The organism is Methylobacterium sp. J-059, from assembly GCF_022829485.1.
GTDB lineage: Bacteria > Pseudomonadota > Alphaproteobacteria > Rhizobiales > Beijerinckiaceae > Methylobacterium.
In genome coordinates, this window is record NZ_JAKSYA010000035.1 from 1 (window position 1) to 23,033 (window position 23,033).

The 23,033-nt window shown below is 72.0% G+C and carries 24 protein-coding genes; 13 read left to right on the top strand and 11 right to left on the bottom strand.

Features of this window, described 5'->3' with window-relative positions; all coding sequences use genetic code 11:
* The first annotated feature begins 516 nt into the window (after window positions 1-516).
* Window positions 517-1,437 (top strand): ABC transporter permease subunit, encoded by a 921-nt coding sequence (locus MKK55_RS03125; RefSeq protein WP_243933252.1) that lies wholly within the window; start codon window positions 517-519, stop codon window positions 1,435-1,437.
* Window positions 1,434-2,231, top strand: a complete 798-nt coding sequence (locus MKK55_RS03130; protein WP_243933253.1) for an ABC transporter permease subunit — start codon at window positions 1,434-1,436, stop codon at window positions 2,229-2,231. Before MKK55_RS03125 ends, MKK55_RS03130 begins: the two co-directional genes overlap by 4 nt.
* Before the next feature lie 4 nt (window positions 2,232-2,235).
* Here MKK55_RS03130 and MKK55_RS03135 read toward each other — a convergent pair whose 3' ends face one another.
* Together MKK55_RS03135 and MKK55_RS03140 are read right to left on the bottom strand one after the other, a co-directional pair.
* Window positions 2,236-2,895, bottom strand: coding sequence for a 3-oxoacid CoA-transferase subunit B (locus MKK55_RS03135; protein WP_243933254.1), 660 nt, complete (start codon window positions 2,893-2,895; stop codon window positions 2,236-2,238).
* Window positions 2,896-3,069: 174 nt separating this feature from the next.
* Window positions 3,070-3,807, bottom strand: coding sequence for a CoA transferase subunit A (locus tag MKK55_RS03140; protein WP_243933255.1), 738 nt, complete (start codon window positions 3,805-3,807; stop codon window positions 3,070-3,072).
* Window positions 3,808-4,024: 217 nt separating this feature from the next.
* On the opposite strand from MKK55_RS03140, the gene MKK55_RS03145 reads away from it, so the two are divergent.
* A complete protein-coding gene (locus MKK55_RS03145; protein ID WP_243933256.1) occupies window positions 4,025-5,977 on the top strand; it encodes an AsmA family protein in 1,953 nt (650 codons plus the stop codon).
* 42 nt (window positions 5,978-6,019) lie between these two features.
* Here MKK55_RS03145 and MKK55_RS03150 read toward each other — a convergent pair whose 3' ends face one another.
* Window positions 6,020-6,520, bottom strand: a complete 501-nt coding sequence (locus MKK55_RS03150; protein WP_243933257.1) for a MarR family winged helix-turn-helix transcriptional regulator — start codon at window positions 6,518-6,520, stop codon at window positions 6,020-6,022.
* A 98-nt stretch (window positions 6,521-6,618) separates the two neighbouring features.
* Between MKK55_RS03150 and MKK55_RS03155 the strand changes: the two genes are divergently transcribed.
* On the top strand, window positions 6,619-7,398 hold the full coding sequence (locus MKK55_RS03155; protein WP_243933258.1) for a DUF1499 domain-containing protein: 780 nt from the start codon (window positions 6,619-6,621) through the stop codon (window positions 7,396-7,398).
* A 36-nt stretch (window positions 7,399-7,434) separates the two neighbouring features.
* Here MKK55_RS03155 and MKK55_RS03160 read toward each other — a convergent pair whose 3' ends face one another.
* A complete protein-coding gene (locus MKK55_RS03160; protein ID WP_243933260.1) occupies window positions 7,435-8,367 on the bottom strand; it encodes an MBL fold metallo-hydrolase in 933 nt (310 codons plus the stop codon).
* A 94-nt stretch (window positions 8,368-8,461) separates the two neighbouring features.
* Complete coding sequence (locus MKK55_RS03165) at window positions 8,462-9,382, bottom strand: DUF2865 domain-containing protein (RefSeq protein WP_243933262.1); 921 nt, start codon at window positions 9,380-9,382, stop codon at window positions 8,462-8,464.
* 851 nt (window positions 9,383-10,233) lie between these two features.
* Here MKK55_RS03165 and MKK55_RS03170 point away from each other — a divergent pair.
* Complete coding sequence (locus MKK55_RS03170; protein WP_003599466.1) at window positions 10,234-10,410, top strand: DUF1328 domain-containing protein; 177 nt, start codon at window positions 10,234-10,236, stop codon at window positions 10,408-10,410.
* Window positions 10,411-10,477: 67 nt separating this feature from the next.
* Here the strand turns inward: MKK55_RS03170 and MKK55_RS03175 are convergent, their stop codons facing one another.
* Entirely contained in the window at window positions 10,478-10,726 is a 249-nt protein-coding gene (locus MKK55_RS03175) for a NepR family anti-sigma factor (protein WP_243933297.1), read from the bottom strand.
* Between the two features lie 195 nt (window positions 10,727-10,921).
* Here MKK55_RS03175 and MKK55_RS03180 point away from each other — a divergent pair, with 195 nt between their 5' ends.
* Together MKK55_RS03180 and MKK55_RS03185 are read left to right on the top strand one after the other, a co-directional pair.
* Window positions 10,922-11,725 (top strand): response regulator, encoded by an 804-nt coding sequence (locus MKK55_RS03180; RefSeq protein WP_147727398.1) that lies wholly within the window; start codon window positions 10,922-10,924, stop codon window positions 11,723-11,725.
* Between the two features lie 424 nt (window positions 11,726-12,149).
* On the top strand, window positions 12,150-12,527 hold the full coding sequence (locus tag MKK55_RS03185; RefSeq protein WP_243932095.1) for a hypothetical protein: 378 nt from the start codon (window positions 12,150-12,152) through the stop codon (window positions 12,525-12,527).
* A gap of 155 nt (window positions 12,528-12,682) precedes the next feature.
* Here MKK55_RS03185 and MKK55_RS03190 read toward each other — a convergent pair whose 3' ends face one another.
* Complete coding sequence (locus MKK55_RS03190; RefSeq protein ID WP_147727396.1) at window positions 12,683-12,877, bottom strand: general stress protein; 195 nt, start codon at window positions 12,875-12,877, stop codon at window positions 12,683-12,685.
* A 173-nt stretch (window positions 12,878-13,050) separates the two neighbouring features.
* On the opposite strand from MKK55_RS03190, the gene MKK55_RS03195 reads away from it, so the two are divergent.
* Window positions 13,051-13,263 carry a hypothetical protein gene (locus MKK55_RS03195; protein WP_243932093.1) on the top strand — a complete coding sequence of 71 codons (213 nt, stop codon included), beginning with the start codon at window positions 13,051-13,053 and terminating at the stop codon, window positions 13,261-13,263.
* 6 nt (window positions 13,264-13,269) lie between these two features.
* Here the strand turns inward: MKK55_RS03195 and MKK55_RS03200 are convergent, their stop codons facing one another.
* A complete protein-coding gene (locus MKK55_RS03200) occupies window positions 13,270-14,064 on the bottom strand; it encodes an SCO family protein (protein WP_243933263.1) in 795 nt (264 codons plus the stop codon).
* A gap of 167 nt (window positions 14,065-14,231) precedes the next feature.
* Between MKK55_RS03200 and MKK55_RS03205 the strand changes: the two genes are divergently transcribed.
* A complete protein-coding gene (locus tag MKK55_RS03205) occupies window positions 14,232-14,675 on the top strand; it encodes a cyclic nucleotide-binding domain-containing protein (protein WP_147727394.1) in 444 nt (147 codons plus the stop codon).
* A gap of 17 nt (window positions 14,676-14,692) precedes the next feature.
* Here the strand turns inward: MKK55_RS03205 and MKK55_RS03210 are convergent, their stop codons facing one another.
* Complete coding sequence (locus MKK55_RS03210; RefSeq protein WP_243932091.1) at window positions 14,693-15,136, bottom strand: VOC family protein; 444 nt, start codon at window positions 15,134-15,136, stop codon at window positions 14,693-14,695.
* Between the two features lie 177 nt (window positions 15,137-15,313).
* Between MKK55_RS03210 and MKK55_RS03215 the strand changes: the two genes are divergently transcribed.
* Window positions 15,314-15,958 (top strand): L,D-transpeptidase, encoded by a 645-nt coding sequence (locus MKK55_RS03215; protein WP_147727392.1) that lies wholly within the window; start codon window positions 15,314-15,316, stop codon window positions 15,956-15,958.
* Between the two features lie 85 nt (window positions 15,959-16,043).
* On the top strand, window positions 16,044-16,688 hold the full coding sequence (locus tag MKK55_RS03220) for a glutathione S-transferase family protein (protein WP_147727391.1): 645 nt from the start codon (window positions 16,044-16,046) through the stop codon (window positions 16,686-16,688).
* 16 nt (window positions 16,689-16,704) lie between these two features.
* Here MKK55_RS03220 and coaBC read toward each other — a convergent pair whose 3' ends face one another.
* A complete protein-coding gene (gene coaBC, locus MKK55_RS03225; protein WP_243933264.1) occupies window positions 16,705-17,979 on the bottom strand; it encodes a bifunctional phosphopantothenoylcysteine decarboxylase/phosphopantothenate--cysteine ligase CoaBC in 1,275 nt (424 codons plus the stop codon).
* Complete coding sequence (gene senB / locus MKK55_RS03230; RefSeq protein WP_243933265.1) at window positions 17,976-18,998, bottom strand: selenoneine biosynthesis selenosugar synthase SenB; 1,023 nt, start codon at window positions 18,996-18,998, stop codon at window positions 17,976-17,978. Before senB ends, coaBC begins: the two co-directional genes overlap by 4 nt.
* A gap of 27 nt (window positions 18,999-19,025) precedes the next feature.
* On the opposite strand from senB, the gene senA reads away from it, so the two are divergent.
* Window positions 19,026-20,315 carry a selenoneine synthase SenA gene (gene senA, locus MKK55_RS03235; RefSeq protein ID WP_243933266.1) on the top strand — a complete coding sequence of 430 codons (1,290 nt, stop codon included), beginning with the start codon at window positions 19,026-19,028 and terminating at the stop codon, window positions 20,313-20,315.
* A 307-nt stretch (window positions 20,316-20,622) separates the two neighbouring features.
* On the top strand, window positions 20,623-23,016 hold the full coding sequence (locus MKK55_RS28995; protein ID WP_279595957.1) for an EAL domain-containing protein: 2,394 nt from the start codon (window positions 20,623-20,625) through the stop codon (window positions 23,014-23,016).
* Window positions 23,017-23,033: the final 17 nt, after the last annotated feature.

A 23,033-nucleotide genomic window follows, 5' to 3' on the forward strand; every position in this document is an offset into this window, starting at 1 on the left:
GTCGACGTCGCCACCCGTTCCCTCCCCCCTCTGCGGGGGAGGGTAGGCCGCGCAGCTCCTCTCGCGCGATGTGAGACTATGCGGGCCCCGGTGGTCGGATGTCGCGAGCGTTGCAGGCGATGGCCGCACCGTCGCATGCGCGCGGGCGCGGAGCGCTCCTACGCCTGCGGGTCCGCCCCTGGAGCATCGCGGTCTTCCTGGCGCCGTTCGTGGTCACAGGTAGATTCAGCGTGTCGACGCTGCCGACCGCGAGTTCTCCGTGCCTGCCTCTGCCGGCCGGGCGGGGGCGCCCCGGCCGGGAGCGAATCGGCTCCGCTTCGCTTCGCCCCCGGCGCCGCGACGATCCTGCCGGCATGGGCGGACGAGCGATCCGCACGATCATCGTCATGCCTCGCGCGTCGCCGTCGCCACCCCTTCCCTCCCCCGCGGAGGGGGGAGGGAAGGCCGGACGGCTCCGCTCGCGCGATGTGAGAATATCGGCGCCTCGGTGGCGGGAAGGGGAAAGAGGTCGATGCGATGACCGCACCGTCGCATGCGCGCGCTCTCGCAGCCCTTCTCCGCCTGCCGGTCTGGCTCTGGCTCGGCGCCTTCTTCCTGGTGCCGTTCGTCATCACCTTGAAGATCAGCCTGTCGGAGCCGGCGACCGCGATGCCGCCGTACCTGCCGGTGCTCGACTGGCGGGGCGGCGCGGGGGATTGGTCGGACTTCCTCAGAGCGCTCAATTTCGAGAACTACGTCACGCTCGCCACCGACGCGCTCTATCGCGACGCGGCCCTGACGTCGCTGGCCTACGCACTCGCGGCGACCGCGATCCTGGCGGGCATCGCCACGCCGCTCGCCTACGCCATCGCCCGGAGCCCGGCGGCGCGCCAGCCGCTGCTCGTCGCGCTTGTCGTAGTACCGTTCTGGACGAGCTTCCTGATCCGGGTCTACGCCTGGATCGCGATCCTGAAGCCCGAAGGCCTGCTCAATCTCGGGCTGCTGCGCCTCGGGCTGATCGCGCAGCCGCTGGAGATCCTGAACACCCCCGCCGCGGTGCTGATCGGCCTCGTCTACGCCTACCTGCCGTTCATGGTCCTGCCGCTCTACGCGGTGCTGAGCCGCCTCGATCCGGCGTTGCGCGAGGCGGCGGCCGACCTCGGCGCCTCGCCGACGCGGGTGTTCTGGACCGTGACGCTGCCGCTCGCCCTGCCCGGGCTGCTGGCGGGCGCGGCGCTGTGCTTCATCCCCATGGTCGGCGAGTTCGTGATCCCGGACCTGCTCGGCGGCTCCGAGACGCTGATGCTTGGGCGCGTGCTCTGGAGCGAGTTCTTCACCAACCGGGATTGGCCGCTCGCCTCGGCGGTGGCGATCCTGCTGCTGGTTCTCGTCGTCGGCCCGGTGGTGCTGTTCCGCGACGCCGCCGCCGAGGCCGCGAGCGGCGAGGGCGCACCATGAACGCGCATCGTCCGACCGCGCTCACCCGCACTGCGCTGCTCCTCGGGCTCGGCTTCCTGTACGCGCCCATCCTGGTGCTGGTGATCTACTCGTTCAACGCCTCGGCCCTGGTCACGGTGTGGGGCGGGTTCTCGACACGGTGGTACGGCGTCCTGCTCGCCGACGGGCCGTTGCTCGAGGCCGCCTGGGTGTCGCTCCGCGTCGCGACGCTGTCGGCCGTCATCGCGACGGCGCTGGGCACGCTGGCCGCCCTCGCGCTCGCGCGGCACGGACGCTTCCGCGGGCGCACGCCGTTCACCGGGCTCGTCACCGCGCCGATGGTGATGCCGGAGGTGATCACCGGCCTGTCGCTGCTGCTGCTGTTCGTCGGGGTCGGCATCGACCGCGGCCTCGGCGCGATCGTCGTCGCCCACGCCACCCTCGGCACCGGCTTCGTCGCGGTCGTGGTCGCCGCCCGCCTGCGCGGGCTCGACCGCGACCTGGAGGAGGCCGCCGCCGACCTCGGCGCCGGGCCGTTCCGGGTGTTCGCGACGGTGACGCTGCCGCTGCTCGCCCCCGGCATCGCCGCCGGGTTCCTGCTCGCCTTCACCCTGTCGCTCGACGACCTCGTCGTCGCGAGCTTCGTCTCGGGGCCCGGCGCGACCACCCTGCCGATGCGGCTCTACAGCCAGGTCCGCCTCGGCGTGAACCCCGAGATCAACGCCGCCTCGACGCTGCTCATCGCCGCGGTCGGCCTCGCGGTCGGCGCCGCGACGTGGCTCGGCGCCAGGCGGGGCGGCCGAGCCGCGGCGTAGGGTTTCAGGCGAGCGCCGCCGTGTAGGCCGCCTCGGTCTTGCCGCGGATCTCCTCCTCGGTGACGCCGTCGGCGAGCTCGATCAGCCGCATCCCGCCGTCGCCGTGCTTATCGATCGTGAACACGCCGAGGTCGGTGATGACGAGGTCGACCACGTGCGTGCCGGTGAGCGGCAGGTCGCATTCCTTGAGCAGCTTCGGGCTCTCGGTGCCGTCCTTGTTCTTCGCCACGTGCTCCATCACGACGACGACGCGCTTGACGCCGGCCACGAGGTCCATGGCGCCGCCCATGCCCTTCACCATCTTGCCGGGGATCATCCAGTTGGCGAGATCGCCGTTTCCGGCCACCTGCATGGCGCCCAGGATCGACAGGTTGATGTGGCCGCCGCGGATCATCCCGAAGGAATCGGCCGAGGAGAAGTAGCTCGTCGTCGGCAGAGCCGTGATCGTCTGCTTGCCGGCATTGATCAGGTCGGCGTCCTCCTCGCCCTCGAACGGGAACGGCCCCATGCCGAGCATGCCGTTCTCCGACTGGAGCTGCACCGACATGCCCTCGGGAATGTAGTTCGACACCAGCGTCGGGATGCCGATCCCGAGGTTCACGTAGAAGCCGTCTTCCAGCTCACGCGCGGCACGCGCCGCCATCTGCTCGCGGGTCCAGGCCATTTTTCGATCTCCTGATGTGGGGTGCGTCCCGCGCCGTCCGCCGCACCCGCGGCGACGCGCTTCGCGCTTGCGGCCTGCCGGCCGGGTTCCTGTGGGGCGCGTCCCGCGCCGTCCGCCGCACCCGCGGCGACGCGCTTCGCGCTTGCGGCCTCACGGCCGGAAGTCGTCGCGGGCTCAGACGGCGCCGCCGCCGGCCGCGGCCGGAGCGGCCTCGGCGCGCTTGCGCACCGTGCGCTGCTCGATCCGCTTCTCGCGCCCCGGAACGTGGATGATCCGCTTCACGAAGATGCCGGGGGTGTGGATGTCGTCGGCGTCGATCTCGCCGGGCTGCACCAGGTGCTCGACCTGCGCCACCGTCATCGTCGCGGCGGTCGCCATCATCGGGTTGAAGTTCCGCGCGGTCTTCCGGTAGCGCAGGTTGCCCTCGGTGTCGCCGGTATGGGCGTGGACGATGGCGAGGTCCGCGAACAGCCCGCGCTCCATCACGAAGTGCTCGCCGTCGAATTCGCGCACCTCCTTGCCCTCGGCCACCTTCGTGCCGACGCCGGTCTTGGTGAAGAAGGCCGGGATGCCGGCCCCGCCCGCGCGGATGCGCTCAGCCAGCGTCCCCTGCGGATTGAACTCGATCTGGAGCTCGCCGCCGAGGTACTGCCGGGCGAACTCCTTGTTCTCGCCGACATAGGACGAGATCATCTTCGCGACCTGCCGGGTCTCGAGCAGCTTGCCGAGGCCGACGCCGTCGATGCCGGCGTTGTTCGAGACGATGGTCAGCCCCTTCACGCCCGATTCCCGCACCGCCTCGATCAGCTCGTCGGGGATGCCGCAGAGGCCGAAGCCGCCGCACATCACCATCATGTCGTTCTTGAGCAGCCCCGCGAGCGCCGACGTCGGATCCGCATAGACCTTCTTCATGGACACTGAACCCTTCCGGCCCGCGCGCGATCGCGCCGACATTCGTTCCGCGAAAGCTGTCCCCGATTCCGGCGCGCCGGTAAAGGCGCCCGGCGTCGGGAAGCGCGGCCCCGGCCGTCCGCACGAAGGCGGCGGGGACGGCCGGGCGCTGCGGGCAGACAAAGCCGATCGGACGCTTTAAGGGAATCACCGGAACGGTCCGATGCATGACGGCGGGGTGAGCCTGAAACATCCGGGGCCGCTCGTCGTCCCCCGTCGCGACCTCGCCGCCCCTCGGGCGGCCCGCGACGTGCCCGCCCGGAGTGCAATGTCGCCGCGCCGCCTCCTTCTCGCCGTCGGCTTCGCGTCGCTCGCCGTCCTCGGGACCGGCCTCGCGACCCTGCCCTGGCCGGTCGGCACCCCGACGGCGGCGGCCTTCGTCAGCCGCGGCCTGCGCGATTTCGGCTTCGCGCTCACCGCCGAGGGCGCGACCACGATGACGTTGCTGCCCCTGCCGCGCCTGAGCTTCACCCGCACCCGGATCACCGCCGCGCAGGCCGGCGGCCCGGCGCTGATCGAGGGCGGCAGCCTCGATCTCGACCTCAACCCGCTCGCCCTGCTCTCGGGCCAGGCCGACCTCGGCTCGCTCGCGCTGGGGGGCGCCACGATCCACATGCCGGAGGGCGCCGACGATCCGCGCTGGGCCGAGCCGGTGCGCCGGACCGCCGCGCGGCTCGGCCAAGGCGGCACGAATCACCCGCGCCGGATCACGCTGACCGGCGCGACCCTCGACGCGGCGAGCCCCGGCGGCGGCGCGCAGGCGGTCGACCTCACCCTCGCTTGGCCGCTCTGGAGCGCCGGCCTCGACGCGGCGGCGAGCTTCACCTGGCGCGGCGCGCGCACCAGCGTCGCGCTTATCGGCCTGCGCTCGAACGACCTGCTGAGCGGCGCCGCGTCGCCGTTCAGGCTCGATGCCGCCTGGCCCACCGGGAACCTGGCCGCCGAGGGCAGCGCCCGGACCGCGGGAGGCCTCGCCATCCAGGGGCAGGGGCGGATCGAGACGCGTTCGCTTTCCGAGACGATGGCCTGGATCGGCAGCGACGTGGCCTTGGCCCCCTTCATCCGGACGCTGGCCCTCGACGGACGCTTCGAGGCCGCCGGCCGCACGATGGCGTTCTCCAGCCTGCGCGCCACCTTCGGCGACGACGTGCTCGAGGGCGCGGGGTCCGTGAGCCTCGGCGAGGCCCGCACCGCGGTCCAGGCCACGCTCGCCAGCGACAGCCTGAACCTGGCGCCCCTGCTCGGCGGCCTGATGCAGATCTTCGGCGGATCGACGGTCGACGGCGCCCTCCAGGGCGCTCAGGCGATCGCCCTGGGCCCGCTCACGGGCGGAGACCTCGACCTGCGCATCTCGGCGGCCGAGAGCCGGATCGGGCCGGTCCTCCTGAACGATCTCGCGGCGAGCGTGCTGGTGCGGCCCGGGGCGGTCGAGGTCGCCCTCAACCGCGCCGAGCTCCAGGGCGCGACCCTGAAGGGCCGGGTCGCCCTGTCGGCGACCGGCGCGGACGGGGCCGAGACCGAGGTCAAGGCGCAGGGCGCCTTCGACCGGCTCGACCTCGGCGCCCTCCTGCTCGACCTCGGCGAGTCGCGCTGGGTTCACGGCGGCACGCAAGGGCAGTTCGCCCTGGAGAGCACCGGGCGCGATGCGGCGGACCTCACCGCGCACGTCGCCGGACGGGCCGCCTTCGCCATCGACGGCGGCGTGCTCGCCGGGATCGACCTCGCCGACGTCCTGCATCGCAACGGGGCGGTCGCGCCCGGCGCGCTCGCCCGCCGCAACGGCCGCACCCCGTTCGAGCGGGCCGCGATCACGTTGAAGTTCGCCGACGGGGTCGGCGAGATCGGCGAGGGCACCCTCAAGGCCGCCAACCTCACGGGCATCCTGCGCGGCCAAGTCTCGCTGCCGGCGCGCAGCGTCCGGGCCCGGGCGGAACTCGGCCCGAAGGCCGGGGGCGACAACGCCCGTGCAAGCCTCGCCTTCGACATCGACGGCCCGTGGGCCGGGATCCGCGTCCGCACCGGCCAGAAGGGCGCCGATCCGGACCAACGCGAGGACGCGCCGTCGTCCCTGCCCCTGCACGTGCCGACCTCGGTCGTGATTCCTGGCTCGGCGCGCGCCTACGCCCCCTGATCCGGGGTTCGGGCGAAGCTCGGATCCGCCATCCCGCGACGATCAATCGGCCGTGGGACGATCCGGCCTCTCGGCTTCGGACCGGGCCAGCTCCCGCCAGCGCAGCACGAGGCCCTCGAACGCGGCGAGGTCGTCGGCGCCGAGGCGCCCAAGCGTCCGCCCGACATAGGCCGCCTGCGCCGCGAGCCCCTGCGCGGCGAGGTCGGCACCGGCCGGCGTGAGGTGGAGCGCGTGCGAGCGCCGGTCGCCGGGGATCGGGCGGCGCTCGACCAGCCCGGCCTCGACCAGGCGGTCGATCAGCCCGGAGACGTTGCCCTTCGTGACGTAGAGGCGCGCCGCCAGGTCCTGCTGGGTCAGGCCCTCGCGCTCGGTCAGCGTCGAGAGCACGTCGAATTGTGGGATCGACAGGCCGATGCCGCGCAGCGTCCCGCTCATCGCCGCCGTGACCCGCCGGTTGAGGCGGATGAAGCGGAACCAGACGCGCAGGGGATCGACCGCGGCGTCGGCAGGATCCGGATCGGGGACGGGGCGGGTACGCGGCATCACGGGGCCAAGCTATAGCAGACCGGGCGATCCCGGCGAGTGGCGCGGCCACGCGCCGGCCGGTATAGCGTTCGCGACCCCGAAGCCAGACACCAGCCATGCGCCGCCTTCTCGTCGAGGAACCCGTCACCCGCGCCGGCCCCCTGGCCCGGTGGGCCGCCCTGTTCTCGCTCATCGTGTCCGGCATCGCGATCGTGCTGGTCCGCGATCCCCGTGCGGAGGCCGGGCCGGCGCTGGCGACGCTGGCCGCGGGCCTCGGCGTCGCGGTGCTGGCCGTCGCGCTCGCCGGGTTCGCCTTCGTCCGGGTCTGGCGGGAAGGCGCCCGCGGCCTCGGTGCGGCGCTCGGCGGGCTGGTTCTCGCGATGCTGGTGCTCGCCTACCCGGCCTACGCGGCGCTGCGGGGCTTCCGGCTGCCGGCGCTGACCGACGTGACCACCGACATCGACAACCCTCCGGCCTTCTCGCGCTCGCGCGCCGCGTTCGCCGCCCGGAACGGGCGCTACCCCGCCGATCCCGACCTCCCGACCCGCGAACGGCAGCGCGCCGCCTATCCGCAGATCGCGCCGCTGACCCTCGACATCGACGCCGACGAGGCATTCGAGCTGGCGCGCAAGGCGGCGGTGAACCGCAAGTGGCAGATCGTCGAGGCGATCCGCCCCGGCGGGCGGACCGGCAACGGCCGGATCGAGGCGGTCTCGCGCAGCCTCATCCTCAACCTGCCCGACGACGTCACCATCCGCGTCCGGCCGCGTGCCGACGGCGCCCGCATCGACGTCCGCTCCGCCTCGCGGCTGGGCACGCGCGATTTCGGCGTCAACGCCGACCGCATCCGGGCCTATCTCGACGAGGTCGCGAACCTCGCGCTCGCCGTGAAGTAGCGTCGGGCGGCCGCGCGCGGCGGGCGGTCTCGCGCCTCAGCCGGCCGGCGAGGGGCCCGGTGCGAAGATCCCGTCGAGGCGCGGCGCGCCCTGCGTCGCCACCAGCCCGCGCGCGACGAGATCCTCGAGGTGGGCGAACACCGACAGCGCCGCCGCGCCGCGCAGGCGCGGATCGAGGTTCTGGTACGTGGCCGCGACGATCGCCGGGATGGTGTCGTCGCCGGCGGCGATGCGCGCGCGGATCGAGGCCTCGCGGTGGCGGCGGTGGTTGGCCAACCCGCGCACGAAGCGCCGGGGATCGCGCACCGGGCCGCCATGGCCCGGCCAGTAGATGGTCTCGTCGCGGCCCCTGAGCTTGTCGAGCGAATCCATGTAGGCGCGCATCGAACCGTCCGGCGGCGCGACGATGCTGGTCGACCATGCCATGACGTGATCGCCGGAGAACAAGGCCGCCTCCTCTGGCAGGGCGAAGGCGAGGTGGTTCATGGTGTGGCCGGGCGTCTCGACCGCGACGAGGGTCCAGCCTTCGCCGGAGAGCGCATCGCCCTCGTGCATCGGCCGGTCGGGGACGTGGTCGCGGTCGGCGGCGGCATCGAGATGGCCGATCTCGCCGGCGCCGAGCGCGCGGGCGGCCCGATGCGGCAGGCAGCCGGCGATCGGCGCGCCGGTGCGTGCCTGCAGCAGGCGGGCGCCCGGGGAGTGGTCGCGATGGGTGTGGGTGACGACGATCGCCGCCACCGACTCTTGGCCGAGATCGGCGAGCAGAGCCTCGACGTGGTCGGCATCGGACGGCCCCGGATCGATCACCGCGACGCGTCCGTGCCCGACGACGTAGGTGCAGGTCCCGCTCGCGGTGAACGGGCCGCCGTTCGGCGCGACCCGGCGGCGGACGAGGGGGCTCAACGTTTCCAGGCGGCCGCTCGCGGGCATCACCGTGTCGAAGTCGGGCGCATCGGTACCGGCATCCATGTCCGCCATCCGAGGCTCCTTTCGATCCCGACCGGCGCGGTCGGCCCGGAGCTACGCGAACGCGCGGCGGCGGACAATCCGAAGCGCGAGGACGTCAACGGAACGGGGAGGGCGTGACCACGCGGATCGGGTTATGGTTGATCGCGGCGCGCTCGGGGATGCGGAAGCCGTCGCCGACCGAGGCGACCTGGACGAGGCTCGCCCGCTCGGCCGTGCGCAGCGTCCGGCGGAAGGCGTGCGCCTCGGCGTCGCGGCGGATCGCGCCAACCTTCGCCTCGATCCGCCGGCTCTGGCCCCGCGTGATCGCGGCCTGCCGGAAGTCGACCAGGGCGACAGAGCCCGACCGGTTTCGCGTCACCACGTCGGCGCTGTCGCGGGTGGCGACGACGTCGCCCTTGCGCAGGGTGAGATCGCCGGCGAGCGGCAGGGGCGGGGTGCCGGGCGCGGCCTGGCAGGAACAGTTCTCGACGCGCCGCTGGCGGTAGATGTTGGCCAGAGCCGAGGCCCGGTAGGGCAGGCCCTGCGGGCTGATCGCGCGGTCGAGCTCGGTCTCGCGGGCGCCGAGGGTGTAGACGTTCGTCGGCGCCCCCGGGCAGGCGGCGGCGCAGGCCGCCTCGTGCACCGGCATGTCGGCCCGTGCCCCGAGATTGCCGAGGGGGAAGAGATAGCCGTCGCACATCCGCACGCAGACCGTGCGACGCCCGGCCGAGGCGACGGCGACCCGCGTCACGCGCTCCGCGCGGGCCCGCTTGCGACGCGACCGGCCGAGCGGGAGGTCGGCCACGGGACGCGGGGTATGGTAGACCGGGCGCGAATAGCCGAGGCGGCGGCCGTCGGGCAAGTTGGCGTAGCGGCCGGGGCGGTGCGCCAACGGCGCGGGCTGCGGCCGGGCGGGCGCGAAGAGTTCCTGGAAGAAGTCGAGCAGGCCGCCGCGCTCGGAGGCCTGGACGAGGCTCGATCCGATCGTGACGCTGCCGAGCCCGAGGATCAGCCCCGCCGCGGCGGTCCCGATCATCTGCCGCCGCGTTCCCCCGGAGCCGTAAAACCTCTGCCAGCGCGCCCAGAACGCCATGTCTCGTCAGGTCCCCGCCCATGCGGCATGCCGGCCCGGCGGTGGCCTGGGCGAGCGAGGCCGACTTAAAGGTTCGTTAAGCGGGGCGGCAAGTGCGGAAGACAACCGACACGATCATAACATCGCAGCGATCAGGCACAGGTATTGGCCCCTCGAGCGGCCTATTATGAGGACACCAGCAGGCGGCTCGACTTGGCGGACCTGTCGCGAGGCCATGCTCGTCGGCTTTGCCCGGTGGGCGGTGCGCGGCGCGTTCGAGCCTCCGCCGCGGGATTCCGGTGGACGGCGCATGAAAAAAGCCGCCCCGGAGGGCGGCTTGCTCAGCGACGGATCGACTCCGGCGGCGATCAATGCCGATGAGCGGGACCGTTCGGCCGGACCCGGATCGGAACCAGGCGCGGCTCGGGCCTCGGGGCCAGCGCACCCAGGACCTCCTCGACGCCGCGTGCCGCGGCACCCGCGGCGGAGCTGACGATATCGGTGAGGCGCTGGACGAGGGCGGACGCTTTTCTCATCGCTGTTCTCTGGTTTCGGACCTGGACTCAGGAACGCCGTTCGGAACGGCTCCGTTCCGGCTGCGGCCTCGTGTCCAACGAAGAGCAATATGGCGTGACATGCGCACCGGCGCGAGGGGGCGGGCGACGATTTCGGCGATCGATCGGCACCGGATCCGCGACGCTCGATTTTTCGTGTGTGCAGGCATTCGAAGCGGCGGAACCGAAACAACGACTTGACGTTTGGGATGTCAGAAGGTCGCGGCCAAGCCCGCGTCCATGTTGTCAAGGATAACGCAGATGCTCGGTTGGGCCGTTACGTTCCTCGTCGTGGCCCTCGTGGCCGCTCTGCTCGGCTTCGGTGGCATCGCCGGCACGGCGATGGAAGCCGCCAAGCTGGTGTTCTTCGTCGCGATCGTGCTGTTCGCCATCTCGGCCGTGATCGGCCTGATGCGCGGCCGCTCGCCCACGCTCTGACGCCGAGCTCGCGTCCTGCGGGCGCTTCCCGCGCCACAGGAACTGCAGAAGATGGAGCCGGAGCGCCTCAGGGCGACTTCGGCTCCTTCGCATCGAGACGCTCGATGAGCTCGCGAAATCGATCCGGGACGGGTTGCTGGACGAGACCGTCGTAGAGGCAGCGGAGGTTGTGGCCGATGCGCGCCTGGGCCTGGTCGCTGAGGCGCGACGATCCATGCTCGCCCTTCCCGGCTCTCGAGCCCGCGGGCCCCGATTCCCCGACGGGCCTCAGGCCAGCATTGCCGATCGGCCTCCCCGCCTTCGCAGCGTCGGTCATCCTCACGTCCCCCGGTGCCGTTCGCGGCATCTGTGCATGAGGCACACGCGCATTGTCTTGCCGCGCGACATACGCCATGGCTGCACCAGCAACGCCTCCGGCCAGAAGCGGTTCCGCGCCCTGCCGGAACGGAGTCGGATGCCCCGCGTTGGGGCGGCAGGTTGAATAGCAGGCCGACAAGGCACAGGGGATCGTATGTCGACATCGCAACTCGTGGTGCAGCACCTGCCGTACCTGCGGCGCTACGCGCGCGCGTTGACGGGCAGCCAGGTGGCGGGCGACGCCTACGTCGCGGCAACTCTGGAGACGCTGGTCAACGAGCCGGATACGCTCGGCCGCAGCACGAACGTGAAGGCCGACCTGTTCCGGGTGTTCACCCGCATCTGGAATTCGCTCTCGGTGAACGGCCGCAGCGAACAGGTGCAGCACGATCTCCCCGCCGAGGTGCGGCTCGGCCAGATCACGCCGCTGCCGCGCCAGGCCTTCCTGCTCTCCTGCCTCGAAGGCTTCTCGGAGGAGGACGCGGCGATCATCCTCGACGTCGACGTCAGCCAGGTGCGCGACCTGGTCGACGAGGCGGGACGCGAGCTCGCCGCGGACATGGCCACCGACATCCTCATCATCGAGGACGAGCCGCTGATCGCGATGGACCTCGAAGCGCTGGTCGAGGGCCTGGGCCACAACGTCATCGGCGTCGCCCGCACGCGCACCGAGGCCGTCAAGATCGCCTCCGAAAGCAAGCGCCCGGGCCTGATCCTCGCCGACATCCAGCTCGCGGACGGTTCGTCCGGCCTCGATGCCGTCAACGACCTGCTGAAGACCTTCGAGGTCCCGGTGATCTTCATCACCGCCTACCCGGAGCGATTCCTCACGGGCGAGCGCCCGGAGCCGGCCTTCCTCATCGCCAAGCCGTTCCAGCCCGCCAACGTCTCCGCCGTCATCAGCCAGGCGCTGTTCTTCCAGCAGACGGCACGCCGGCGTGAAGCCAAGTCGGCCTGACCGGGAGGCGGTCCACAACCGCCTCCGTACCAATCCGCAGAACGAAAAAACCCCGGCGACGAGCCGGGGTTTTTTGTTGCCCGCCAAGGACATCGGTCCAGGCATAAAAAAACGGGCCGGAGAAATCTCCGACCCGTGGATGAGGTTCCGGCCGATGCACAAGGGGAATGCGGGGAGGACCAGGTGGCCGGGTGCTCGATCAACGGGCGTGCGCGAACCAGGTTCCGGGCGCGAACCGTTTTTCGACGCCTGTGGCGTCCGCGCCACTCCGGGTCGCTGTGGACAAGGTTCCTCGTGCCAGGCACCACCGCGAGAAACTGTTGCCGAATACTGATTTCGTCAAAAGCGAGGCCGTGACGGAACCGGATCATGGAAGACGCGTTTTCCGTTCATCCTGTCAAGCTCCCATTCGGAGACCACGACGATGCTTCGGTCAGGCTTCCTTCTCGGCGTGAGCGCACCGGCCGCCATCCTGACGTTGCTCGTCCACCCGATGGTCCAGGCGAGCGCGGACCAATGGGTCCCCACGACCACGGTCGCCGCCCCCGGTCCGGCCGCATTCGAAGCACGCCCCCTGCCGGGCATGCGCCCGGTCTCGATCGCGATCCGGCCGAGCCGGGTGGCGAGCCTGCAATCCGAGCCGAACCGCGCCGTCCCGGCCGCGTCGGACACGGCGCAGGAGATGGGAACCAAGCCGCCGCTCAAGCCGCGTCGGATGATGCGCGAGGGCTGCGAAGCGGCGCTCAGCTCGCTGGTCGGCCCCGAAGCCCGCCGCATGATCCCCGGCCGCTGCATCTCCTGAGGCGACACCGATCAACCTACCGGCTTACGGTGCACGACGCGAAGGCCCGCTCCATGCTCTGGAGCGGGCCTTCGCGTTTTGCGGCATGGAAGCGGACATAAAAAAGGCGCCTGCCCGGCGAAGGGCAGACGCCGCGCGTCTCGAAGGGCGGTCGATCACTCGGCGCCGTCGCGGCCCGTACCGGTGGCCTGACCGCCCTTGCGGCCGGCCGTCGAGGCCAGTTCGCGGTCCTGCGAGAACGAACGCTTCTCAGCCGGCACGCTGCGGCCACCCTTGCTGGCGATCTCGCGCTGGCGCTCGAGATCCATCGACGCAAAACCTCGCTTCGAGGTTGAATTACCGGATGCCATCAGCTCCTCCTCAGGCTTCTCTTCACCCTTTCACAACCTTCGCCAGTATCCGAAGGTTCCTCTCACGCTTCCGCGACAAGCTTAGCCGCAACCACGTCGGTGCGCTGGCGTTGGAAGACAGCGGTGGGGCAAACGACAATTCAGCGCCTGCCTCGAACGAGGTTTTTTCGAGCATGACGAATCGCGAGATGGTCTCCGGTGCGGCCAAGGTTTCGCCGGAGGCCGCGCCGAAGCCGAACACGCGGGCGCTTCCGCCGATGCCCGCGGACGAGGGCAGCGCGACGCCGACGACGCAGGTCGAGCCGATCGATTCGCCCCAACCGAACGCCAGCGCCGGCCGCGAGCCGCCGAGCGCCGAGAAATCCGGCTTGGCGACGAAGCGCTGAGCGGCCTCAGACCTGCCGCGGCCGGCGGCTGAGCAGGACGATCCCGATCGCCATCGCGAGGATCGTCCCGGCGGCGGCGAAACTGAGGACGCGGCGGATCATCGGCGTGTAGACGCCGGTCGCGGCATCGTACCCGTAGCAGAGCAGGACGAGGCGGTCGGCGAGGCTGCCGGTCCGGCCCTCGCCGGCCTCGACGAGGGCGAGCCGCAGGTCGCTGCCGTTCAGCGCCAGCGGCGACAGGACGCGGGCGACGCGGCCGTCGCCGGTGAGCAGGATCGCGGCGGCGGGGTGGGCGAAGCTGTCGGTGCCGGCGTCGTAGACGAAACGGTAGCCGAGCGCCTGCGTCAGCCGATCGACGGCGGCGGCGTCGCCCACCAGCGCGGCCGCCTGCGCCGAAAGCCCCGGGTTCCCGAGCTCGGTGTCGAGCATGTGCCGCGCCGCGGCCGCGTCGTCGCGCGGGTCGATCCCGACGAGGACGAGGCTGACGTCGCGGCCGGCGACGAGGCCGGTTGCGGCCAAGGCCGCCCCGGACATCGACAGCATCGGGTCGCAGACGTTGCCGCAGGTGTAGTCCACCGGCAGCAGCAGGGTCGGCCGGCCGCCGAGCGCCTCGCCCAGCGTGGTCGGCCGGTCGCCCGCGGCATCGTTCCAGGCCAGATCGAGGGGAACACGGGCGCCCGGAGGCGGCACGACCGCGACGCGCGCGAGCTCGGTCCGGTTCAGGCGGGCGGCGGCCGGCGTGGCGGCGAACGCGATCCCGACGAGGAGCGCGGCGAGGCGAGGATGGCGGGCGCGGCGCATGGCACCTCCGGTGGGGGCCTGCATGCCCGATCGCGTTCGACGGGGCATCCGGGGCACGCCGTCGCAGCGTGCCGCCGGGACGGGAGGGCTGGACAAGATCGCCGCAAGCCGCATGGATGAGGCGGCCGGCGCCATCACGAGATCCGGCGCGGTGCGGAGTTCCACCCATGACCCTCGATACGGAGGTTACCTCCCTTCGGCAGGTGCCGCTGTTCCGCGAGGTCGAGCCGTCGCGGCTGAAGCTGCTCGCCTTCACCAGCGAGCGGGTGCATTTCGAGGCGGGCCAGCAATTCTTCACCCGCGGCGACGTCGCGGATGCCGCCTACCTCATCCTGGAGGGCAGCGCCGCCGTGACCATCGACGGGGCCGCGGGGCCGGTGCGTCTCGCCCTGCTGGGGGCCAACGCCCTGGTCGGCGAGATGGGCATCCTGGCCGACCAGCCGCGCTCGGCCACCGTCACGGCCGAGACGGCGGCCACCGCCCTTCGCATCGACCGCGGCGTGTTCCTCGAGCTGCTGGCGCAGTTTCCGCAGATCAGCATCGCGCTGATGCGCGAGCTGGCCCTGCGCCTCGAGCAGACGAACCAGGCGCTCGCGCAGAGCCGCGCCTGAGATCGCGCGATCGGGCGTCACGGCGCCGGGTAGGTGATGAACTCCATCAGCGACCCGTCCGGATCGCGGAAGTAGATGCTGGTCCCGGGCCCGGCCGCGCCGTGGCGCTCCACCGGGCCGAGCTCGACGGGGACGCCGTGGGCGGCCAGGTGCGCCATCGCCTCCTCGATCGTGCCGGACCAGCGGAAGCACAGGTCGCTGCCGCCCGGCATCACCGGCTTCTCGGCGAGCGGCTCCGGGGACAGCCCGGGGCCGTGGCAGTTCAGCTGCACCCCGCCGAGCCGGTACGCGAAGCCCGCGCCGGCCGGGACGATCTCGGCACCGACGACATCTCCGTAGAAGGCGTTCGCGCGCGTCCAGTCGCTGACGTGGATCACGCAATGGTCGAGATGGATCGCCGGGCGCAGCGGCGTCTCCGGCAATGCGCCTTGCATCTCGGGAAGGGTGAGCGTGTCGGCCATGATGCGCCTCGTCTCGGAACCGATCCGAGAGAGTTAGGGCGCAAGCCACGGCCGAACGAGGCGAAATCCGGGCAATCGTGCCGGGCGCTTCATCCAACCTGAGACGCAAAAGTCACATCGTGGGGGGCGGCGAGGCGGTAGGCATGATCCGAACGCTTCTTCGCCTCGTGAGGCCCCATGCCCCTCCGCCGGATCCTCCTCGCTGCGGTCCTCATCGCGCCGCTCGCAGCCTGCAACCAGCGCGGGCCCGTGAACCTCGCCGCCAACGACGAGGAGGCGGCGTGGTATGTCGGCTCGATGCCCGACAAGCCGTTCGACGTGCCGCTGGTCGACACCAACCGCCTCGATCCGAAGTACCGCCGGCAGGTCGTGAGCTATTCCGGCCCCGAGCGGCCGGGCACCATCGTCGTTGACATCGACAAGCGCCAGCTCGCCCTCGTCCAGGCCGACGGAACGGCGATGCAGTACGGCGTCGGCGTGGGCAAGCTCGGCTTCTCGTGGAAGGGCGAGGCCCGGGTCGGCCGCAAGGGCGTCTGGCCGGACTGGAGCCCGACCACGACCATGGTCGCCCTCCATCCGGAGATCGACCGCCAGCGCAAGGGCGGCGTCGACAACCCGCTCGGCGCCCGCGCGCTCTACCTCTACCAGGGCAACCGCGACATCCTGTTCCGCATCCACGGCACCAACGAGCCCTGGAGCATCGGCGAGCAGATGTCGTCGGGCTGCGTCCGCATGCTCAACGAGGACATCGTCGACCTCTACGAGCGCGTGCCGGTGGGGACGCAGGTGCTGATCAAGCGCAACGGCAAGTACCGGGTCTGAGCCGATCCGGTCCGAACGGCCGGCTTGACCGGAGCCGGCCTCCGGCAGAGCGTGCGCCCGAAGCGTTCAGGCCCCGGAGACGACGATGCCGACCACGACCGACGGACTCGTCCTGCACCACGCCCCGAACACCCGCTCGACGGGCGTGCGGGTGCTGCTCGAGGAACTTAACGCGCCGCACGAGCTGCACGTCATCAACCTCAAGGCCGGCGAGCAGCAGGGCAGCGCGCACCTCGCCGTCAACCCGATGGGCAAGGTCCCGGCGATCCGCCACGGCGGCGCGACGGTGGCCGAGCAGGCCGCCTGCTACCTCTACCTCGCGGACCTGTTTCCCGAGGCCGGCCTCGCGCCCGGCACGACCGATCCGGCCCGCGGCGCCTACCTGCGCTGGATGGTGTTCTACGGCTCGTGCTTCGAGCCGGCCGTGATCGACCGGGCGATGGAGCGCGCGCCGCCGCCCCGGATGATGTCGGCCTACGGCGATTACGACACGGTGCTGGCCCAGGTGCTCGCGATGCTGACGCCCGGCCCCTGGATCCTCGGCGAGCGCTTCTCCGCCGCCGACGTCCTGTGGGGCTCGGCGCTCGGCTGGACCACCGCGTTCAAGCTCGTCCCCGAGGAGCCGGCGATCATGGCCTACCTCGCGCGCTTCCGGGCGCGTCCGGCCTACCAGGCGATCGCCGCCGACGACGCGCGCCTCGCGGCGGCGCAGCAGGCGGCGGCAGGGTAGGGCACCCGAACCGGCCCTAACCCCGAAGCAACTCCGAAAACCGTGCCACCAGCCGGCGCGCGACCTCGTCCTTGTCGAGCGTCGGCCAGGTCTCGACCGACCCGTCGCGCGCGATCAGGTGGACCGTGTTGGTCGCGCCGCCCATCACGCCGCCCGCAGCCGAGACGTCGTTGGCGACGATCAGGTCGCAGCCCTTTCGGGCGATCTTCGCCTGGGCGTGCGCGATCACCGTGTCGGTCTCGGCGGCGAAGCCGACGACGAGGGCGGGGCGGTTCTCCGTCCGTCCGGCGATGGTGGCGAGGATGTCGGGGTTCTCGACCAGCGTCAGCGGGGCGGGCGCCGCGCCGGCCTTCTTGATCTTGGAGCCGGTCTCGGTGGCGGGCCGCCAGTCGGCGACCGCGGCCGTGAACACCGCGATGCTGGCGGGAAGCGCCGCCTCGACCGCCGCCAGCATCTCGCGCGCGGTCTCGACCCGCACCACGGCGACGCCCTCGGGATCGGGGATCGCCACCGGCCCGGAGACCAGCGTGACCGTCGCGCCGGCGGCGGCGGCGGCGGCGGCGATGGCGTGGCCCTGGCGCCCCGACGAGCGGTTGGCGATGAACCGCACCGGGTCGATCGGCTCATGGGTCGGCCCGGAGGTGACGAGCACGCGGTGGCCGCCGAGCGGCCCGGCGGCCTTGGCGCGACCCGCGAGGAAGCCGAACCCGGCGGGCTTCGCCTCGGCCTCCCCGAGCATCGCGGCCGCGGCGTCGGCGATCTCGGCCGGCTCGGCCATGCGGCCCGGCCCTGTCTCGGGCTCGGCCATCGGGCCGGCATTGGGGCCGACGACCCGGACGCCGTCGGCGAGCAGCGTCGTGAGGTTGCGCCGCGTTGCGGGATGCGCCCACATCGCCACGTTCATCGCCGGCGCGATCAGGATCGGCAGGGTGGTGGCGAGCAGCACCGTGGAGGCGAGGTCGGGGGCGTGGCCGGTGGCCATCCGCGCCATCAGGTTGGCGGTGGCCGGCGCCACCACCACCGCGTCGGCGTCCCGGGCCAGCTTGATATGGCCGATCTCCGCCTCGTCGGCCCGGTCGAACAGGTCGGTATGGGCGGGCTGGCCGGCGAGCGCTGCGGCCGCGAGCGGGGTGACGAATTCCTGCGCGCCCTTGGTCAGCAGCGGTCGGACGGTGGCGCCGCGCTCGCGCAGGCGGCGGATCAGGTCGAGCGCCTTGTAGGCCGCGATGCCCCCGCCGATGACGAGGAGGATGCGCCGGTTCGCGAGCGGCAACGTGGGGGCTGCGGTCATGGCAGAAGGAGTGCCGGTGCGGAGCGGGCCGCGTCAATCCCGGCCGCGGCACGCGCTCTCGCCGCGCCGGCCGCGCGCGCGACGAGGACGGCCCAGGCCTCCCGCTCGTGCGCCGGGTCGAACGCCGCCGCACGCGCCGCACCGTGCGCGCGCAGGCGCTCGAGGAAGGCCGGGTCCTGTTCCGCGCACAGCATCAGGCGCGCGAGTGCAGCCTGGTCTCCGGCCGGGAAGTAGCCCGGGTGATCGGTGCCGAGCAGGCCGACATTGCCCGGGATCTCGGAGGCCAGGATCGGCAGCCCGGCCGCGATCGCCTCGGAGATCACGTTGGCGCCCCCCTCGTTCAGCGAGCTCAGCACCATCAGCCGCGCGCGCCGCAGGAACCGCCGCACCCGCGCGCCGGAGACCTCGCCGCGCCAATCGTAGCGCGGGTTGGTTTGCATCTCGGCCCGTGCGCGATCCGCCCACGCCGGGTCGGGCGCGCCGCCGAGATGGACGACGCGGATGCGGGAGGCGGGCGGCAGGGCGCGGGCGGCGAGCGCGGCGCGCAACGGGTCCTTCTCGGCGCGCAGGTGGCCGACGACGAGGATCTCGAAGGTGCGCGTCGTGGGCGGCAGGCGCTCCTCGCTCGCCGGCACCGACTGCACGATCACCGCGAGCTTGTCGCGGTAGGCTTCCGGGATCGCGTCGGCGACGAGGTCGTGCAGGCCGACGAGCACGTCGGCGAGATCGAGCGAACGCAGGGTGGTGCCGGGATCGGCGGCGAGATCGTGATTGATGTCGGTCCCGGTCAGCGCGACGACGAGGGGGCGCTCCGGGTATAAGCGCCGGTATCGCGCGATCGCCGGGGCGCTCTTCCAGGCGTGCAGCGCGATCATCAGGTCGTAGGGCGCGTCGGCGTAGGCGGTCGCCACGACGACGCGGTGGCCGAGCCGGCGCAGGATGCCGGCCCAGCGCAGGGCCGTCGTGCGGTTGCCGGCCCGCGAACGTTTCGGCGCCGGCGTGATCAGGATGATGTCCATGGGTCGATCGCTTATCGGATGGGTGCCATGACCGACGCCACACAACTCATCGCGATGCTGGAGGACAGCCGCGCCCGGACCCTCGAGCTGGTGGCCGGGCTCGATGCCGAGCGGCTGATCGGGCCGCGGCTCGACATCGTCAACCCGCTGCTGTGGGAGATCGGGCACCTCGCCTGGTTCCACGAGCACTTCATCCTGCGCGCCCTCGACGGGGCGGAACCCGCGATCGCGGATGCCGACGCGGTCTACAATTCCGCGGTGCTCGCCCACGACGACCGCTGGGTGCGCGCGCTGCCGCCGCTCGACGTCACGCTCGGATACATGGGCCGCGTCCACGACGCGCTGGTCCGGCGCCTCGACGGCTCGCCGACCGCCGAGGAAGCCTACCGCTACCGGCTGACCACCTACCACGAGGACATGCACGGCGAGGCCTTCACCTATTCGCGCCAGACGCTCGGATACCCGGCGCCGTCCTTCGCCGCCTCGGCCGGTCTCGCCCCGGTCGCGGAGGGGCCGTGGCCGGGCGACGCGGCGATCCCCGGCGGCACCTTCCGGCTCGGTGCCGAGCGGGGCGAGGCGTTCGTGTTCGACAACGAGAAGTGGGCGCACCCGGTCGAGGTCGCGCCGTTCCGCATCGCGCGGGCGCCGGTGACCAACGCGGAGTTCGCCGCCTTCGTCGCCGCCGGCGGCTATCGCGAGCCGTCGTTCTGGGACGCGGAGGGATGGCGCTGGCGCTGCCGGAGCGGGGCGGAGCACCCCGCGCATTGGCAGCCGGACGGGGCGGGCTGGCGGGTCCGGCGTTTCGACGGCGTCTCCGACCTCGCCCCGCACCAGCCAGTGGTCCATGTCGGCTGGTACGAGGCCGCCGCCTACTGCGCCTTCGCCGGCCGCCGCCTGCCGACCGAGGCCGAATGGGAGGTCGCGGCCTCCACCGCGCCGACCCCGGGCGGGGCGATGGGGCAGGTGAAACGCCGCTATCCCTGGGGCGAGGCGGCACCGGATGCGACCCGCGCCAACCTCGACGGCGGCCGCCTCGGCTGCGTCGACGTGGCCGCCCACGACGCGGGCGACAGCGCCTGGGGCTGCCGCCAGATGATCGGCAACGTCTGGGAATGGACTGCGAGCGACTTCCTGCCCTATCCGGGTTTCTCGCCCGATGCCTACCGCGAGTATTCCGAGCCCGCCTTCGGCACGCGGAAGGTGCTGCGCGGCGGTGCCTGGATCACCCGCGGGCGGATGGTCGACAACGCCTACCGCAACTTCTTCGGGCCGGATCGCCGCGACATCTTCGCGGGCTTTCGCACGGCGGCCGTGTAGGGTTGCGCTTCTCAGAAGTTGAATTACAACTTCTGAGTTCGCTTGATGGGTACTCGTACCTCACACTCCAGATGACAGGATGTGGAACGCCGTACGCGGAAACCGCGGTCAACGTCTTCGACTTGCGCCTCACGCACGAAATCTGAGCGGCAAGACATCTTTAAGAAAATTATCGCAACCTGCTACTCGAACCGCCCCAAGGTCGCACCACGCAGCGTCGTCTCACAGGCTCCATCCGTTCGGGAGAGGCCGGAGGATCGGACCGCGCCGCCTGGGGCTCGGCCGAGGCGATTTCGGACTTGCGCGCATGTTGACCGTCCTCGGTTGCTTCACGGCCCGGCACGACCTCCGCCTCGTCGTCCTGGCGGGCGTGATCTGCGCGATCGCGGCGCTGACCGCGATCCGGCTTCTCCGCCACGCCGGCACCGCCAGCGGTCGCGCGCGATCGACCTGGCTCGTGGTCGCGGCGATCTCCAGCGGGTCGGGCATCTTCGCGACCCACTTCATCGCGATGCTGGCGTTCGAGCCGAGCATCCCGAGCGCCTACGATTCCGGGTTGACCGTCCTCTCGCTGGTCTTCGCGATCGGCCTCACCGGCCTGGGCCTGCGGATCGCCCTGTCCGAGACGCCGCGGGCGTCCTGGCTCGGGGGGGTCGTGGTCGGCTTCGGCATCGCCGCGATGCACTACACCGGCATGGCGGCCTTCGAGGTCACGGGACGTCTGCGCTGGGATCCGGCCTTCGTGTTCGCGTCGATCCTGATCGGTGAGTTCCTTTCCGCCGTCGCCGTCTCCATCGCCGTGCATGCCCGTTCGCTCATCTCCCTGTTCGGCAGCGCAGGCCTGCTCGCGCTGGCGATCGGCGCGCATCACGGGGTGGGCATGGCCGGGGTGACGATCACCGAGAACCCGCTGGCGACCCTGTCGCCCCAGGCGATGCCGCCGGGCTGGCTCGCCGGCGCCGTCGCGGTGGCCAGCCTCATCGTGTTCGTCCTCACGGCGACGGCCTACGCGCTCAGCCTTCGCGAGCAGCGTCGCGCGCGCGCGGAGATGGTGCGCATGCGCGGCCTCGCCAACGCGGCGGTCGAGGGTCTGATCGTCCTGGACCGGTGCCGGATCGTCACGGCCAACATCAGCTTCAGCCGGCTCGTCGGCCTCTCGCACGAAGCGATGACGGGCCTGTCGGTCACCGCCTTCCTCGACGAGCCCCGGACCTGGGATCGGCTCCCCTACGTCATCGGGCAGCCGGTCGAGCTGAGCCTGCGCGACGGCGCCGGCGCGGTCATCGAGGCGGAGGTGATCCTTCGGCGGATCGATTTCGCGGGCAAGCCGCATCATGCCCTGGCGGTCCGCGACATCCGGCAGCGCAAGCACGCTGAGCGGCACATCCGGTACCTCGCCCACCACGATGCCCTGACGGGCCTGCTCAACCGCTCCGCCTTCAACGCGCGCCTCGATCGCGCCGTGGGCGCGGCGGTCGAGACCGGCGTTCCGATCGCGGTGCTCTGCCTCGACCTCGACCGGTTCAAGGCGGTCAACGACCTGTTCGGCCATGCGGCCGGCGACGCGATGCTGAATCGGGTCGCCCGCCGCGTCACCGGGCTGCTCGGCCCCGACCAGATCCTGGCACGCCTCGGGGGCGACGAGTTCGCCATCCTCATGGCCGGACGGACCGGGCCGGACGCTGCCGAGCGCCTGGCGAAGACCATTCTCGCGGCCCTCGCGGCGCAGGCCTCGGGCGGGCCCGCCGACGCGATCGTCGGGGTCAGCATCGGCATCGCCCTGTGCCCGCAGGACGCCGTGGAGCGCCAGGGCCTGATGGGACATGCCGATACGGCGCTCTACCGCGCCAAGGCCGAGGGCCGGGGGACCTACCGCTTCTTCGAGCCGCAGATGGGCATCGCCGTGCGCGAGCGTCACGCCTTGGAACGCGACCTCGAACAGGCCCTGGCGCGCGGCGAGTTCCACCTCGTCTACCAGAAGCAGGTCGCGGCCGCGGGCGGCGCCCTGCTCGGCTTCGAGGCCCTGCTGCGCTGGACCCATCCGACACGAGGGCTCGTCCCGCCCGACGTCTTCATCCCGGTGGCCGAGGAGCGCGGAACGATCTCGGCGATCGGGATGTGGGTGCTTCGCACCGCCTGTCGCGAGGCCGCGGCCTGGGCGTCGCCCCTGCGGGTGGCGGTGAACGTCTCGGCGGTCCAGGTCCACGATCCGGCCTTCGCCGCGCAGGTGCACGCGGTTCTGGTCGAGACCGGGCTGCCGGCCGCGCGGCTGGAGCTGGAGATCACCGAGACCGCGCTGATCCGCAACTTCGACCGTGCGGTGGCGACGCTGCGCCAGTTGCGGACGCTCGGCGTCGGCATCGCCATGGACGATTTCGGGACGGGCTACTCGTCGCTGGCCAACCTCCGGGCATTCCCCTTCGACCGGATCAAGATCGACCGGTCCTTCGTGCGCAACGTCGACACCAACGCCCAGACGGCGGCGATCGTGCGCGCTGTCCTCGGGCTCGGCTGCGGGCTCGGCCTGCCGGTGGTCGCCGAGGGCGTCGAGACCGTCGCGGAACTCGCGTTCCTGAGAGCGGCCGGGTGCGCCGAGGTGCAGGGCTACCTGTTCGGTCGCCCGGGCCCCGTCGACACGCACGGGATCGACCCCTGCGCAGCCGCCGTCGCGGATGCGCCGCGACAGGGTCGCGCCGCCTGACGGAACGCTCCGAAGCG

What these genes read in the sequence shown, in the direction of transcription:
- MKK55_RS03125 (WP_243933252.1), top strand. Translation starts at nt 517, where the DNA reads ATGACCGCACCGTCGCATGCGCGCGCTCTCGCAGCCCTTCTCCGCCTG.
- MKK55_RS03130 (WP_243933253.1), top strand. Translation starts at nt 1,434, where the DNA reads ATGAACGCGCATCGTCCGACCGCGCTCACCCGCACTGCGCTGCTCCTC.
- MKK55_RS03135 (WP_243933254.1), bottom strand. Translation starts at nt 2,895, where the DNA reads ATGGCCTGGACCCGCGAGCAGATGGCGGCGCGTGCCGCGCGTGAGCTG.
- MKK55_RS03140 (WP_243933255.1), bottom strand. Translation starts at nt 3,807, where the DNA reads ATGAAGAAGGTCTATGCGGATCCGACGTCGGCGCTCGCGGGGCTGCTC.
- MKK55_RS03150 (WP_243933257.1), bottom strand. Translation starts at nt 6,520, where the DNA reads ATGCCGCGTACCCGCCCCGTCCCCGATCCGGATCCTGCCGACGCCGCG.
- MKK55_RS03155 (WP_243933258.1), top strand. Translation starts at nt 6,619, where the DNA reads ATGCGCCGCCTTCTCGTCGAGGAACCCGTCACCCGCGCCGGCCCCCTG.
- MKK55_RS03160 (WP_243933260.1), bottom strand. Translation starts at nt 8,367, where the DNA reads ATGGATGCCGGTACCGATGCGCCCGACTTCGACACGGTGATGCCCGCG.
- MKK55_RS03165 (WP_243933262.1), bottom strand. Translation starts at nt 9,382, where the DNA reads ATGATCGGGACCGCCGCGGCGGGGCTGATCCTCGGGCTCGGCAGCGTC.
- MKK55_RS03170 (WP_003599466.1), top strand. Translation starts at nt 10,234, where the DNA reads ATGCTCGGTTGGGCCGTTACGTTCCTCGTCGTGGCCCTCGTGGCCGCT.
- MKK55_RS03175 (WP_243933297.1), bottom strand. Translation starts at nt 10,726, where the DNA reads ATGACCGACGCTGCGAAGGCGGGGAGGCCGATCGGCAATGCTGGCCTG.
- MKK55_RS03180 (WP_147727398.1), top strand. Translation starts at nt 10,922, where the DNA reads ATGTCGACATCGCAACTCGTGGTGCAGCACCTGCCGTACCTGCGGCGC.
- MKK55_RS03185 (WP_243932095.1), top strand. Translation starts at nt 12,150, where the DNA reads ATGCTTCGGTCAGGCTTCCTTCTCGGCGTGAGCGCACCGGCCGCCATC.
- MKK55_RS03190 (WP_147727396.1), bottom strand. Translation starts at nt 12,877, where the DNA reads ATGGCATCCGGTAATTCAACCTCGAAGCGAGGTTTTGCGTCGATGGAT.
- MKK55_RS03195 (WP_243932093.1), top strand. Translation starts at nt 13,051, where the DNA reads ATGACGAATCGCGAGATGGTCTCCGGTGCGGCCAAGGTTTCGCCGGAG.
- MKK55_RS03200 (WP_243933263.1), bottom strand. Translation starts at nt 14,064, where the DNA reads ATGCGCCGCGCCCGCCATCCTCGCCTCGCCGCGCTCCTCGTCGGGATC.
- MKK55_RS03205 (WP_147727394.1), top strand. Translation starts at nt 14,232, where the DNA reads ATGACCCTCGATACGGAGGTTACCTCCCTTCGGCAGGTGCCGCTGTTC.
- MKK55_RS03210 (WP_243932091.1), bottom strand. Translation starts at nt 15,136, where the DNA reads ATGGCCGACACGCTCACCCTTCCCGAGATGCAAGGCGCATTGCCGGAG.
- MKK55_RS03215 (WP_147727392.1), top strand. Translation starts at nt 15,314, where the DNA reads ATGCCCCTCCGCCGGATCCTCCTCGCTGCGGTCCTCATCGCGCCGCTC.
- MKK55_RS03220 (WP_147727391.1), top strand. Translation starts at nt 16,044, where the DNA reads ATGCCGACCACGACCGACGGACTCGTCCTGCACCACGCCCCGAACACC.
- coaBC (WP_243933264.1), bottom strand. Translation starts at nt 17,979, where the DNA reads ATGACCGCAGCCCCCACGTTGCCGCTCGCGAACCGGCGCATCCTCCTC.
- senB (WP_243933265.1), bottom strand. Translation starts at nt 18,998, where the DNA reads ATGGACATCATCCTGATCACGCCGGCGCCGAAACGTTCGCGGGCCGGC.
- senA (WP_243933266.1), top strand. Translation starts at nt 19,026, where the DNA reads ATGACCGACGCCACACAACTCATCGCGATGCTGGAGGACAGCCGCGCC.
- MKK55_RS28995 (WP_279595957.1), top strand. Translation starts at nt 20,623, where the DNA reads ATGTTGACCGTCCTCGGTTGCTTCACGGCCCGGCACGACCTCCGCCTC.